The 12,639-nt window shown below is 42.7% G+C and carries 14 protein-coding genes; 9 read left to right on the forward strand and 5 right to left on the reverse strand.

Features of this window, described 5'->3' with window-relative positions; all coding sequences use genetic code 11:
• Positions 1–13: 13 nt before the first annotated feature.
• Positions 14–595 carry an RNA polymerase sigma factor gene (locus KUV50_RS09150; protein ID WP_222579832.1) on the reverse strand — a complete coding sequence of 194 codons (582 nt, stop codon included), beginning with the start codon at positions 593–595 and terminating at the stop codon, positions 14–16.
• A gap of 223 nt (positions 596–818) precedes the next feature.
• Between KUV50_RS09150 and uvrA the strand changes: the two genes are divergently transcribed.
• Together uvrA and KUV50_RS09160 are read left to right on the forward strand one after the other, a co-directional pair.
• Positions 819–3,632, forward strand: a complete 2,814-nt coding sequence (gene uvrA / locus KUV50_RS09155) for an excinuclease ABC subunit UvrA (protein ID WP_222579833.1) — start codon at positions 819–821, stop codon at positions 3,630–3,632.
• A 283-nt stretch (positions 3,633–3,915) separates the two neighbouring features.
• Complete coding sequence (locus KUV50_RS09160) at positions 3,916–4,722, forward strand: alpha/beta hydrolase (protein WP_222579834.1); 807 nt, start codon at positions 3,916–3,918, stop codon at positions 4,720–4,722.
• Between the two features lie 141 nt (positions 4,723–4,863).
• On the opposite strand, the gene aat is transcribed toward KUV50_RS09160, so the two are convergent.
• Positions 4,864–5,556, reverse strand: a complete 693-nt coding sequence (gene aat, locus KUV50_RS09165) for a leucyl/phenylalanyl-tRNA--protein transferase (protein WP_222579835.1) — start codon at positions 5,554–5,556, stop codon at positions 4,864–4,866.
• A gap of 21 nt (positions 5,557–5,577) precedes the next feature.
• Positions 5,578–5,922 carry an ATP-dependent Clp protease adaptor ClpS gene (locus KUV50_RS09170; protein ID WP_222579836.1) on the reverse strand — a complete coding sequence of 115 codons (345 nt, stop codon included), beginning with the start codon at positions 5,920–5,922 and terminating at the stop codon, positions 5,578–5,580.
• Between the two features lie 172 nt (positions 5,923–6,094).
• Between KUV50_RS09170 and KUV50_RS09175 the strand changes: the two genes are divergently transcribed.
• The 4 genes from KUV50_RS09175 (at position 6,095) to KUV50_RS09185 (ending at position 8,068) form a co-directional block, all read left to right on the forward strand.
• Complete coding sequence (locus KUV50_RS09175; RefSeq protein WP_222579837.1) at positions 6,095–7,006, forward strand: DMT family transporter; 912 nt, start codon at positions 6,095–6,097, stop codon at positions 7,004–7,006.
• A 91-nt stretch (positions 7,007–7,097) separates the two neighbouring features.
• Entirely contained in the window at positions 7,098–7,283 is a 186-nt protein-coding gene (locus tag KUV50_RS19720; RefSeq protein WP_410000039.1) for a four helix bundle protein, read from the forward strand.
• A complete protein-coding gene (locus KUV50_RS19725; RefSeq protein WP_410000038.1) occupies positions 7,276–7,383 on the forward strand; it encodes a hypothetical protein in 108 nt (35 codons plus the stop codon). Before KUV50_RS19720 ends, KUV50_RS19725 begins: the two co-directional genes overlap by 8 nt.
• 46 nt (positions 7,384–7,429) lie before the next feature.
• Complete coding sequence (locus KUV50_RS09185; RefSeq protein ID WP_222579839.1) at positions 7,430–8,068, forward strand: O-methyltransferase; 639 nt, start codon at positions 7,430–7,432, stop codon at positions 8,066–8,068.
• Positions 8,069–8,399: 331 nt separating this feature from the next.
• Here the strand turns inward: KUV50_RS09185 and KUV50_RS09190 are convergent, their stop codons facing one another.
• Together KUV50_RS09190 and KUV50_RS09195 are read right to left on the reverse strand one after the other, a co-directional pair.
• Positions 8,400–8,753: a YkvA family protein gene (locus KUV50_RS09190; RefSeq protein ID WP_222579840.1), complete on the reverse strand. Its 354-nt coding sequence runs from the start codon at positions 8,751–8,753 to the stop codon at positions 8,400–8,402.
• Between the two features lie 253 nt (positions 8,754–9,006).
• Complete coding sequence (locus KUV50_RS09195) at positions 9,007–9,660, reverse strand: polysaccharide deacetylase family protein (protein ID WP_222579841.1); 654 nt, start codon at positions 9,658–9,660, stop codon at positions 9,007–9,009.
• A 131-nt stretch (positions 9,661–9,791) separates the two neighbouring features.
• Here KUV50_RS09195 and gltX point away from each other — a divergent pair, with 131 nt between their 5' ends.
• From gltX to KUV50_RS19585, 3 genes are all read left to right on the forward strand, one after another.
• The gene (gene gltX / locus KUV50_RS09200; protein ID WP_222579842.1) at positions 9,792–11,327 is read left to right on the forward strand and encodes a glutamate--tRNA ligase; all 1,536 of its coding nucleotides are present in this window, start codon (positions 9,792–9,794) and stop codon (positions 11,325–11,327) included.
• A 10-nt stretch (positions 11,328–11,337) separates the two neighbouring features.
• Positions 11,338–11,556 carry a hypothetical protein gene (locus tag KUV50_RS09205; protein WP_222579843.1) on the forward strand — a complete coding sequence of 73 codons (219 nt, stop codon included), beginning with the start codon at positions 11,338–11,340 and terminating at the stop codon, positions 11,554–11,556.
• A gap of 230 nt (positions 11,557–11,786) precedes the next feature.
• Positions 11,787–12,638: an OmpA family protein gene (locus KUV50_RS19585; protein ID WP_410000040.1), complete on the forward strand. Its 852-nt coding sequence runs from the start codon at positions 11,787–11,789 to the stop codon at positions 12,636–12,638.
• The last annotated feature ends 1 nt before the right edge of the window (position 12,639 follow it).

Raw genomic sequence — 12,639 nt, forward strand, 5'->3', positions numbered from 1 at the left:
CTGATACTTTGCTTTAAGTCAACACTATGTTGCGTTCATCAACGATCTTACGCATGTTGATGAGCGCATACCGCATCCGTCCCAGGGCAGTATTAATGCTTACCCGGGTCAGCTGGGCGATTTCTTTAAAGCTCAGATCAGCGTAATGACGCAGTATGACCACTTCTTTTTGCTCCGCAGGCAACAGATCAATCAGATGCCGGATTTTGGAGAAGGTTTCATTTTTGATCATGGTGGTCTCCACATTGTCATCCTCTACTTCGAGCACATCAAAGATGTCAAACTCTTCTGTCGGATTAATTTGTGGTCGCCGCTTCGATTTACGGAAGTTGTCTACGCACATGTTGTAAGCGATTCGCATCGCCCAAGGACCAAATTTGCCCTCATGGTTGTATTTTCCGGCGCGGAGTGTTTTAATTATCTTAATGAAGACTTCCTGGAAAATATCTTCGGCCAATTCGGTGTTCTTTACAAACATATAAATGGATGTATAGATTTTGTCCTCGTAACGGCTTAATAGTTCCTGGAAACATTTTTCATCTCCACCTAGATAAGAATTAATAAGGTCTTTGTCTGAAAGCATAGTTATTTGCATACCAAATCGTTTTCGGGTCATTAAGGTTAAATAATAAAATTCGATTCAGTGTAAAAGTTCTATGCTATAAAGCCTGATTTTTGGTGGTTAAAGATTGATTAACGATTCAAAGTTAGCAAAATACTTTTAATGCTCGAGAAACTTTGAACAAATTAACAAATTGATTTTTTTATATGCGTTCTTTGCAAGAGCTAATATACAAGATAATTGAACAAAAATCCAAATGACCAATAAAATAATTGAAATAAAAGGTGCTCGTGTTCACAATTTGAAAAGCGTTGATGTGAATATTCCCCGAAACAAACTTGTGGTGGTATCGGGGGTATCCGGATCCGGAAAATCCTCACTGGTGATGGATACCCTGTATGCAGAAGGACAACGACGGTATGTGGAAAGTCTTTCTTCTTATGCGCGTCAGTTCCTGAATCGGATGAAAAAACCTGAAGTGGATTACATTAAGGGGATCTGTCCCGCCATTGCTCTGGAACAGCGGGTGGGATCCAAAAATGCCCGCAGTACAGTGGGGTCTATGACAGAGATCTATGATTATCTGCGCGTTTTATTTGCCCGTATTGGGGTGACTTATTCTCCAGTCTCCGGGAAAGTGGTTCAAAGACATCAGGTGAGTGATGTCGTTGACTTTATCTTGTCCCGTGATGCTAATTCACGTGTCATATTGTTGACCACACTCAATAAGCACTATCCCGAACGGAACATTCGGACCCACCTGGAACTACTTCTTCAACGCGGTTACAACCGGATCGAAGTGGAAGGAGAACCATGGAAGATCGAAGATTATCTGGACAAAACCAAGAAATCGATATTAACCAAGAAACTGGAGGCAGTGGAAGAAGAGATGATCCTGGTGGTCATTGACCGGTTTTCGGTGCGACCCGGGGACGAAGAGAATACCAACCGGATTAGTGATTCTGTGGGTATCGCTTTCACAGAAGGTGGTGGAGCCTGTTATGTCAAGGAGCACGAGACCGGGAAAATGAGCTACTTCAACAATCGGTTTGAGATGGATGGCATAGAATTTGAAGTGCCTGACCCCCATCTTTTTAACTTTAATAACCCCTATGGTGCTTGTAAAACGTGTGAAGGTTTTGGGCGGGTCATGGGGATCGACGAACACAAGGTTTTTCCCGATCACAATTTGTCGGTGTTTGATCGGGCGATTGCTCCGTGGAAAGGAGAAACTGCACGAAAGTACCTGGACCCATTAATCGATTCGGCTCATCATTTTGATTTTCCAATTCACAAACCCTATAAAGACCTGAGTGAGGAAGAAAAGAATTTATTGTGGACTGGAAATACCTACTTCAGAGGACTGGATCAATATTTTGCCAAATTGAAATCGAAGAGTTACAAGATTCAAAACCGGATTATCTTGTCGCGGTTCCGTGGGCGGACCAAATGTCCGGATTGCAAAGGCAAACGCTTGCGTCCCGAAGCCCTATACGTAAAAATTCAGGGACATCATATTGCTGATCTGACTGAAAAACCGATCGATCAGTTGTACGAGTTTTTTCAACAACTGGAACTGGAAGAAGATGATGCAAAAATTGCAAAGCAGTTATTGTATGAGATCGAAGTTCGCCTGAAAGCTATGAATCAACTGGGGCTGTCATATCTACATCTGGATCGGATTTCGGGTACGCTGAGTGGTGGTGAAACCCAGCGAATTTACCTGACGAAGTGCCTGGGGAGCAACCTGACTTCCTCACTGTATATACTGGATGAGCCAAGTATCGGATTACATCCCAGAGACAGTGATCAATTGATATCAGTACTGATGGATCTGAAAAAGCTGGGGAATACGGTGGTAGTGGTGGAGCATGAAGAGGAGATTATTCGCGAAGCTGATTATTTGATTGATATGGGACCGCTGGCTGGAGAAAACGGCGGTGAAGTCGTATATCAGGGTGAGCTTAATGGTTCTGTAAATGGGCAAGCCTCAAAAAGCCTGACGCTGTCCTATCTGGCCGGTAAAGAAAAGATCGACCTTCCCCTTCGACGACGGACATCAAATAATGAGATTGTCGTGGAGGATGCTTTTATGCACAATCTAAAGAATATTAGCCCGCGCTTTAAACTGGGTGTGCTCAATGTGCTGACCGGGGTCTCGGGATCCGGGAAATCAACATTGGTCCATGAAATCCTGTACCCGGCACTCAACCAACACCTGGAGAATATTCATTCTGGACGACGCACAGGGTACAAATCCATCTCGGGGGAATTAGGCTTGATCACCAGTGTGGAGTTTGTGGGGCAAAAAGCCATCGGACGCTCCAGCCGATCCAATCCGGCTACTTACGTCAAAGCCTTTGATGACATCCGAAATACATTTGCCAGCCAAAATCTGTCAAAACTTCGCGGATACACCGCTGGTTCTTTCTCGTTCAACGTAGAAGGCGGACGATGTGAAAATTGTAAAGGAGATGGTGAGATCCAGATCGAGATGCAGTTCTTGTCAGATGTTTACCTGGAATGCGAAGTGTGTCGTGGAAAAAGATTCAAAAAGGAAATTCTGGAGGTCAAGTATAAAAATAAGAGCATTTATGAAGTCTTGGAATTAACGATCGAAGACGCTTTGGTGTTTTTTGAAGACCGTCTGGAAATCGTCGCCAAGCTGGAGCCACTGGAGAAAGTAGGATTGGGTTACCTGCGACTGGGTCAACCTTCCAGCACTTTGTCGGGTGGGGAAGCACAGCGATTAAAATTGGCCTATTTTTTGGGCCATGAAAATCCCAAGGAACACATCCTTTTTATTTTTGATGAACCAACCACGGGGTTACATTTTCATGATATCAAGAAATTATTGACGGCATTCAATGAATTGATCGAACTGGGCCACACGGTCCTCGTGGTCGAACACAACATGGACATCATCAAATCCGCTGACTGGGTGGTCGATCTGGGGCCGGAAGGCGGGATCGATGGTGGAAATATCGTTGCGATGGGGACGCCGGAAGAATTGGCGAATGTCGAAGCTTCCTACACTGGACAGTATTTGAAGGAGAAATTGAACAATTGAGCTCCGTCCCCTAAAGGGGTGGTTTTTTGCTCGGCTATAAAATGTGAAATAGATCTAATGAAATTAGATTGTTGTAAATTACCCCGAAAAAGTCAAACGTCACCCGAAATTGGGCTATGAAAAATGCCCAATTTTGGAATATAAGCAATAGATGCACTGTATATTATGGGCCATAGCAGGTTGACATGCTAAATAAAGCGGGTTAAGGAGCGCAATCTGGTTGGTCTGGAGAGGGCCTGGTCTGAGATTTTAGTCTGTGTAGCGCCCTTGAATAACAAAAAATATGAGTACTCAGCACATGTATATACAAAAAGATTTGGTCGATAATCCCCGTGGAGTTGTATTAATCACACACGGTTTGGGTGAACATAGTGGTCGCTACGATGACTGGGTATTGGACCTGAATCGGGCAGATATATCTGTTTTTCGGTATGACTTGCCGGGTCATGGAAGAAGCCGGAAAGGGGACTGGTTGTTTGAAGATTTTGAGGTATTGGTTGCGGCGTTGGAATCTCAATACACAATAGCTATGGATTATAGTGAGGCAGAGCGAGTCCCGCTATTTCTATTTGGACATAGCATGGGTGGGTTGATTACAGCTGATTTCGTGACCCGTTTCAGTCCGAAGACCGCAGGCGTAATTTTGTCGGCCCCGGCTTTGGATGCCGGTGAAATTGTGAAGCCGTGGATGATTCGTATGGCGGGTTTATTACGGAAAGTATTGCCCGGACTTCCTGTTTTGAGTCTGCCTCCGGAGCAGTTGGCGAGGGATCCCGAGGTGGTGACCGGATATAAGAAGGATCCGCTGGTATACCATGGAAAGATCAAGGTCAAAACGGGGTATGAATTGCTGTCTCGTATGGAAGTGGTGAAACAAAAAGGGAACGCTTTTCATCACTCACTTTTGATGGTGCAGGGTCAGTCGGATCAAATTGTCCGGCCGGAAGTTGCGAAAACGTTTTTCGATCAGGTGTCCGCAGAGGACAAGAGCTGGCACTCCTTTGCCGGGATGTACCATGAAGTACTTCATGACATCGGCAATGAAAAAGTGAAAGCGGTTATTTTAAAATGGGTGGACCAGCGCATGTGACCAGACCATAGTGCATATTTGATTATCAAGGTAAGAGTAGTACTGCTTATTAGTTTCACAACACTTTTTTTCGATTCTAATTTTTTTAAAATGGCAGAATCAATCGGCATAGAATGGCACAGTTGAAAAGCGAAAAGGTAGTTACTTTCTAAATGGGCCGGGAATCAATTCTCCACTCCACTTTTCCGGGGTCAATGAATTAAATAAATTTTGCCGAATCTCTTCGAAATAAATTTTATGATCTACTGAATACCCGCCCAACAATTCCATATGTCGAGAGTATTGCTGGCAATCCATGATTTTGAAATTCAATTTTGCCAGGATATGATTCAGCATAATAACGGCAAATTTCGAGGCATCAGACAAGTTTGTAAACATAGACTCCCCGCTGAATATTTTCCCTACGCCCACACCATAAAGACCCGCCACGATCTCTGATTCGTGCCATACCTCCACAGAGTGAGCTATACCTGACTGGTGGAGCTGCTGATAAGCCTGCTTCATATGGTCAGTGATCCAGGTTCCCGTCTGATTGCGACGAGGGATTTGCTGACATTGGTGAATGACCTCATCAAAATGTTGGTCCACAGTGACCTGGAATATAGGGTTGTTCAGGTACCGTCTCATTGATTTGGGAATGTGCATCTGGCCGACATCGATAATAAAACGTTCGCGGGGGGCCCACCAAAGTAGCGGCTGATCATCGCTATACCATGGGAATATACCAAAACGGTACGCCAGAATAAGCCGGTCGATAGAGAGATCACCACCTACAGCAAGCAGACCATCTTTATCTGCTATCAGTGGATGTGGAAAATATAAGGGGGAATGCACGCAAGTGAATTGATTTCGAACTTATTGCTCGATGACCGCTGAAAGACCACGTTCCACCAAAGCATCTTTATAAGGTTTTAAAACCTTAAAAGGTGCTGTTTTTACAATGGCTTTTCCATTGAAGTGAATCATGAGCGAAAGCTGCTCTGCCTGAACTTCGCTGTGTTTTAGGATTTGGACAAAACATTCAATGACGTGATCAAACGTATTGTAGTCATCGTTGTAGACCACCAATTCAGCCGGTGAGCCTTCATCGATTTCTTCATCGACCAATACTAATTCTTCTTCTTCGGTTGAAGTTGAAGAATTGGTATATAATACATAATGCGTTTTCCACGGATGGTTTTGCTGATCTGTTATTTTCATGATTTGTTTTGATTTCGATACTTCGGGGATATTGCCCTGGCATATCAATTTCATAGTCTTCAACGACTATACAAAAGTACAAAAAATTCTCCATTTATAGAAGGAGAATAACCACATAATGGCAGGAATTTAAGATCTTTATGATTCCCTACGCCGACCTATGAGATAAACTATGAACCCACGCCAGAAGTCTTTTGTTCAATTGCATATAGCCATTGTTTTTTTTGGTTTTACCGCCATTTTGGGTGAACTAATCACTTTGTCGCCGTTGCCATTGGTTTGGTGGCGCCTGATTTTGGCAGCTTTGGCTTTCCTGCCTGTGTTGATGATCCGTAAAAAATTTCAGTGGGATCGATTCAATGTGGTTCGAGGGCCTTTAATCCTGGTAAGTATCTTTTTGGCTTTGCATTGGGTCACTTTTTTTGGCGCCATCAAATTGGCCAATGCATCTATCGGAGTGCTTTGCGTGGCTACCACCTCCGCCATGACTTCTGTCATTGAGCCTTTAATTAATCGAAACCGATTTCATCCCATTGAGTTGTTTTTTGGACTGTTGATTATTCCCGGCATGTTTCTCGTAGTGTCATCAGTCGATCCGGGCATGTATTGGGGGATTGCTTCCGGATTGATATCCGCATTTTTTTCTGCGATATTTACAACCTTTAACAAATCCATCGTCGGTAAAGGGAGCACTTTGTTCTTTACTTTTGTGGAGTTGTTTCTGGCAATGATCGTACTTTCAATCATTATATTATTCGCGCGAAATTGGGATTCGTCCATTCGCTTATGGCCTGTTCCGGTATCTGACTGGAAATATCTTTTAGTTTTAGCGGTGATTTGTACCACTGTATGTTACACGCTGGCCTTTGATGCCTTAAAACATATGTCGGCATTTGCGGCGAATCTTTCCATAAACGTAGAACCAATTTATGGGATTTTATTGGCAGCCTGGATTCTGGATGAGAATGAAGATCTGGATTTCCGTTTTTATACCGGTGCTGCACTCATCTTGCTGGTTGTCTTTATTTTTCCTATATTCGAAAAACGGATGATGAAAAAAAGGGTTGAGGTGTTGAGGAGTTGAGGGCAATATAAAAATTCCACAGTTTGGTAAGCGGCAAATAACTTTATAAAATTTGAATATGTTTTATAGTTTTGAAAAGTTGAATGTGTGGATGATTTCCCGTGATATTGCTGTGGCTACCTATAAAACAACACTTAAATTCCGGGCAGATGAAAAATTTGGATTGATATCTCAGCTTAGGAGGGTTTCAATTTCCATCGCATCCAATATTGCGGAGGGTAGTTCAAGAAAATATAAAAAAATCAGAACAGGTACTATCCACCATGTAAGTGCTTAATCAGCTAATAATCAGCAAGGAATTAAATTATATTAATCAGGATATTTATCATTCCTTACGAAGTGATATTGAAGGAATAACGGCCATGTTAATCAGTTAATATTCATCAGAAGGACCAAACTTTTAAACTCCTAAACTCATTTACCATGTTAGAACATTTCACCAAAGAAGTCATCACTTATTGCGAAAACCATACCAACCGGTCCAACGATGTCCTCGATCGGATCGAAGCTTCTACCCGGGAGCACTCCAATCAGATCAATATGCTTTCCGGAGCCTACCAGGGCAGTTTGCTACGGATGCTGAGTCGGTTAGTTGAACCCCGACGGGTGCTGGAAGTCGGTACTTTCACGGGGTATTCTGCGGTTTGTCTGGCTGAAGGGATGACAGAGGATGGGAAGGTCATCAGTCTGGAAAAGGATCACAACCTCAAAGATCTGATTGAAAAACACCTCTCTTGGACATCTCTTGGAAAAAAAATAGAAGTCAGGTATGGTGATGCTAAAGAATTATTACCACAATTGGAAGATGTTTTTGATCTGGTGTTTATTGATGCAGCAAAAAGAGAATACGGATTGTATTATGAAGAGTCGATCAAAAGATTGCGATCAGGCGGTTTGATGATTATTGATAATGTGCTGTGGCGGGGTAAAGTAGTGGATGCTGAGCCCGACAAAAAGACCCAATCTATACAGAAGTTTAATGAAATGGTTGCTGCGGATGATCGGGTGGAACCTTTTTTGATGCCGATCCGGGATGGGGTGTATTTGGTGCAGAAAAAATGAGCGGTAAAGAGGTTTCTCGGAGTGGGCAGAGAATTTCACGGAGAGTCACAGGGGATTTCACGGAAAGACACAGCGATTTTAACAGAGAATGACTGAAAGCAGTCTCGGCTCGGCCGAGTTCAAAGGTCGTCAATCGTCACTTGTTCAAGGAACGGTGAGCTCCTGCGAAGAGCGCTTAGAATGTTTTGGGATTTAAGCAATTGAAGCACCGTATGATGCATTATAATCGATTGACGAGGTGAATAAGGCGGACTATAAGTGTACCTCCCGGTACGAAATAGAACGGCGCCCTAATTCCTATCAACTAATACCTTACACCTAACATGATTTGTCACCACATCTTCTCCACCTCCTGGATTGATTCCATATCCAGTTCACCAACCCACTTCTGTAATTTTTGACGGGCATTAATCTTGACATCGTCGTTGATGTACGCACTGATGGTCACCAATGCAAAAGAAATAATACCGATATCGTCGGTGTAACCGATGAAAGGGGTCACGTCTACAATGGCATCAAAGGGATTTAGTAAATAGCCCAATGAACCTAGGATAATATTCTTGGCCCATCGAGGTGTCTTTGGATTATTGAAGGCATAGTACTGCAATAATACCATGTAGGCTAACTTATAGCCCAGGATTTGGAATTTCGATTGGACGTATTTTAATATTTTGCGTTTCCGCATGGATGTTATTTTGTTCAATTCAGGTTAAGAACAGCGGCATTTCCGTTTTGGTTTCAGATATGAGATATTTTTTGGTTTATGGAGTCGATGGATCTTATTCGTTGGGTGGTTGAGGAAAACTTAGAAATCTGGTTGCCCTACGTGTCATTCAGAGATCGGGAAACTAGTGCAATATCGAAACGGTTCTATATCCCAAGTGAAGCGTTCCAACACCCAAAGCGAAGCGCCCCAATTCTCATTTAGCCATCAGCCATCACTCATTGACAGATAGTGCTTCCTCTTTGTATTCTCTGGAATGCGGAAGGGCTGCAAACTGGAATCCCATACGCGTGAAATGCTCTAGAACTCGAGGTAAAGCGTACAACAAACGATCTTTAGCTTTGAGGCTGTCATGAAACACAATGATGGACCCATCCCGGGCATTGTTCCGTACATTCTCAAAACACGTTTCACCTGAAATGGTCTTATCAAAGTCCCCGCTTAGGATCGACCACATAATGATTTTATAATGTCGTTGGATAAATGACACCTGGGAAGGCTTGATTCGTCCATAGGGGGGGCGGAACAGCGTGGAGCCTGTTAGAATAGCGGCACGTTTTATATTTCTAAAATAATCGATATTGTCGCTTGCCCAGCCATTTAGGTGATGGAAGGTGTGGCTTCCGATGCCCTGTTCATTTTTTTTCAACAGTTCGAAAGTATTCGGATATTTTTCGATGTTTTCACCAACACAAAAAAAAGTCCCACAAGCTTCGTAGTGATTTAGAATGGACAATACCGCAGGTGTGATCTCAGGGTGCGGACCGTCATCAAATGTCAAATAAATTTTCTTTTCGCCTGCTGGCATGCTCCAGGTCAGCTGAGGAAAAAAATCTTTAACAAATCCCGGCGTCTTGATTAAATACATTTTTATTGGGTTTCGGATGGGCGGATATTTTTATACATTTGCAAGGCATATGTTCGTCAGGTAAAAGTAATGAATCAGTCAATCATATGATAAATAATGCTAATGTTTAACAAAATAAAGACAGTGAATTTATGTCCACGGAAAACAGAGTAAGAGTTCGGTTTGCACCCAGTCCGACAGGGGCACTTCATATAGGCGGAGTTCGTACGGCACTATATAATTATTTATTTGCCCGAAAAAATGGTGGAGATTTTATTTTGCGTATAGAAGACACCGATCAAAACAGAAAGATGCCGGGGGCAGAGGAATACATCAAGGAAAGTTTACAATGGTTAGGGTTGGAGCCGGATGAAGGACCCGATAAAGGCGGTCCATTTGGACCCTATCGCCAATCCGAACGCAAGGAGCTCTATGGACAGTTTGCTCAGTTATTACTTGATGAGGGATATGCTTACATCGCCTTTGATACAGCGGAGGAATTAAGTGAAATCCGAAAATCTTATGAATCCAGAAAGATTACATTCAAATACGATGCGACGGTTCGCCATCGACTGAATAACAGTTTGAATTTATCTTCTGCTGAAGTGGAACACAAAATCAACGAAGGAGCACCTTATGTGATCCGGATGCTGGTTCCTGAAGATGAAGAAGTGACCTTTTTCGATGCAGTCCGTGATCGGGTGACCTTCGATACCAACGAACTAGATGATAAAGTGATTTTGAAAGCGGATGGCTGGCCAACCTATCACCTTGCTAATATCGTGGATGATTATCATATGAAGATTAGTCATGTAATTCGCGGCGAGGAATGGGTGTCCAGTACTGCGCATCATGTGTTGCTTTATCAAATGCTGGGTTGGGAAGATCATATTCCAGAATTTGTACACCTTCCGCTTATACTAAAACCTGGGGGCGGTGGAAAATTGAGTAAACGGGATGGAGCCAAACAAAATATACCTGTTTTTCCGTTGCAGTGGAATGATCCTGATACCGGTGCTGTCTTTCAGGGGTTTCGTGAAGAGGGGTTCCTGCCTGAAGCTACTATTAACTTTCTGGCTTTATTAGGCTGGTCGCCTGGGAACGACCGAGAGATATTTAATATGGAGGAACTGACTCATGCTTTTATGTTATCTCAGATTATTAAAGGAGGAGCTCGTTTTGACCTGGATAAAGCGCGTTGGTTTAATCAGCAGTACCTGATACATGCTGATGTGGAAGAATTATTGCCATATATCAAAACGCAGTTTCCTGAAATGTACGGTCTGGCAGACCCTGAATATTTGGCTCAGGTCGTGCCTCTGTTCCTGGAACGGATCCATGTGCTTCCCGAATTAAGTGATCAGGCATCATACTTCTTTACCGAATGGCCGGATTATGATGAAAAACAGATCAAAAAAAGATATAAAGAAGAAAATCAGGAGTTGTACCTTACCTTATTTGATGACATTAAAAATGCACAACCTTTTGACCGGAGCACTCTAAAATCCATAGTTGAAGAATTTGTTGCTACTCAGAGTACGAAATATGGTGTCGTATTGCCCATTCTTCGGTTAGCAGTCGCCGGGGTACTCCAAGGGCCCGACCTTTTTGCAATGATGGAAGTGATTGGGAAAGAAAAAGTAAACAACAGACTCAATAAAGCGTTAGAATATTTCCCCACGGTTTAAAGCGATAAATATGGCACAGGAAGGTAAGAAAGAGGAAGATAATCCAAGAATCCATGACGATCTAAAAGGATTTAATATTCATATTGATGAATTTGGCCAGGTTAAAACGACTTTGAGCCAGGAAGATCTGAATTCCTTTCTCAATGAACAGGTGGATGACAAAAAGTTTTCTCCGAAAGTAAAAAAACAATTGGAAGAACTTTATACGACCATCGATCAGGAAGAATAGGAAGAATATTCCTGGGAAGATGTGGCTGTGGGATCGTTTTTGCCCAATCAAAGGCGGGGATTGGAAGGTGGTTAAATAACTATCTTAAAATTCATTGTGATTTTTCGCATTATGTGATATAAATGTAATATTTTAGCGCCTGGAATACGCAAATAATTTTATTGATATTAAAACTTGTTACCGTGAAAACAAATCTACTATTATGCCTTGTGCTGGTGATTGGCCTATCCATGACCTCCTGTGTAAGTAAGAAAAAATACACAGCCCTACAGGATCAGCTTGAACAAGAGAAGAAAGACTGTGAGCAGGAAATTGCTGCTTTGTTGGCTCAGAAAGAAGATGTAGACCGACGACTGATTGAGTTGAATTCCCAATTGTCAGAATCTAAGTCACAGGCTTCAAACAGCCAAAGCCGGGTAAAAGAATTGCAAGATGAGATCGATTACCTGAAGCGAACAAATACCAACCTTTTGGGACGTTTGGAGGAACTTTCAGTGTTAAGCCGAACTGGTGCTGAAAGCATCAAGAAGTCACTGAATGCCCTGGATCGACAAGGTAAATATATACAGGATTTGAACACAACGATGCGACGCAAAGATTCCCTGAATCTGGTCTTGGTTCAAAAACTGAAAAGATCACTCTCTGACGTGAACGATGATGATGTGAATGTAGAAGTGAAGAAAGGGGTTGTATTTATTTCTCTTTCTGACAAACTGTTATTCCGAAGCGGAAGCACCGCGATCACCTCTGAAGCGAATAGTGTGTTAGCAAAAATTGCTAAAATCGTTAATGATCACAATGACTTTGACATCCTTGTAGAAGGACATACAGACAACGTTCCGATCGCTACATCGTGCATCAAAGACAACTGGGATTTGAGTGTGCTTCGAGCTACTTCAATTGTTCGCGCATTGCAAACAGAACATGATGTAAATCCGAAGAGAATGACTGCCGGTGGACGATCTGAATACATCGAAAAAGCAAGCAACGGATCTAGCGACGGACGAGCACTGAACCGTCGTACAGAAATAATTGTACTTCCAAAATTGGATCAGTACTTTAGCTTGATGGCTCCCGAATAAT

It is taken from the genome of Membranihabitans marinus (assembly GCF_019802045.1).
Lineage (GTDB): Bacteria > Bacteroidota > Bacteroidia > Chitinophagales > Saprospiraceae > Membranihabitans > Membranihabitans marinus_A.

Bases quoted from the DNA above. Each gene is read 5' to 3' on its own strand.
- KUV50_RS09150 (WP_222579832.1), bottom strand. From the start codon at position 595: ATGCAAATAACTATGCTTTCAGACAAAGACCTTATTAATTCTTATCTA.
- uvrA (WP_222579833.1), top strand. From the start codon at position 819: ATGACCAATAAAATAATTGAAATAAAAGGTGCTCGTGTTCACAATTTG.
- KUV50_RS09160 (WP_222579834.1), top strand. From the start codon at position 3,916: ATGAGTACTCAGCACATGTATATACAAAAAGATTTGGTCGATAATCCC.
- KUV50_RS09170 (WP_222579836.1), bottom strand. From the start codon at position 5,922: ATGAAAATAACAGATCAGCAAAACCATCCGTGGAAAACGCATTATGTA.
- KUV50_RS09175 (WP_222579837.1), top strand. From the start codon at position 6,095: ATGAACCCACGCCAGAAGTCTTTTGTTCAATTGCATATAGCCATTGTT.
- KUV50_RS19720 (WP_410000039.1), top strand. From the start codon at position 7,098: ATGATTTCCCGTGATATTGCTGTGGCTACCTATAAAACAACACTTAAA.
- KUV50_RS09185 (WP_222579839.1), top strand. From the start codon at position 7,430: ATGTTAGAACATTTCACCAAAGAAGTCATCACTTATTGCGAAAACCAT.
- KUV50_RS09190 (WP_222579840.1), bottom strand. From the start codon at position 8,753: ATGCGGAAACGCAAAATATTAAAATACGTCCAATCGAAATTCCAAATC.
- KUV50_RS09195 (WP_222579841.1), bottom strand. From the start codon at position 9,660: ATGTATTTAATCAAGACGCCGGGATTTGTTAAAGATTTTTTTCCTCAG.
- gltX (WP_222579842.1), top strand. From the start codon at position 9,792: ATGTCCACGGAAAACAGAGTAAGAGTTCGGTTTGCACCCAGTCCGACA.
- KUV50_RS09205 (WP_222579843.1), top strand. From the start codon at position 11,338: ATGGCACAGGAAGGTAAGAAAGAGGAAGATAATCCAAGAATCCATGAC.
- KUV50_RS19585 (WP_410000040.1), top strand. From the start codon at position 11,787: ATGACCTCCTGTGTAAGTAAGAAAAAATACACAGCCCTACAGGATCAG.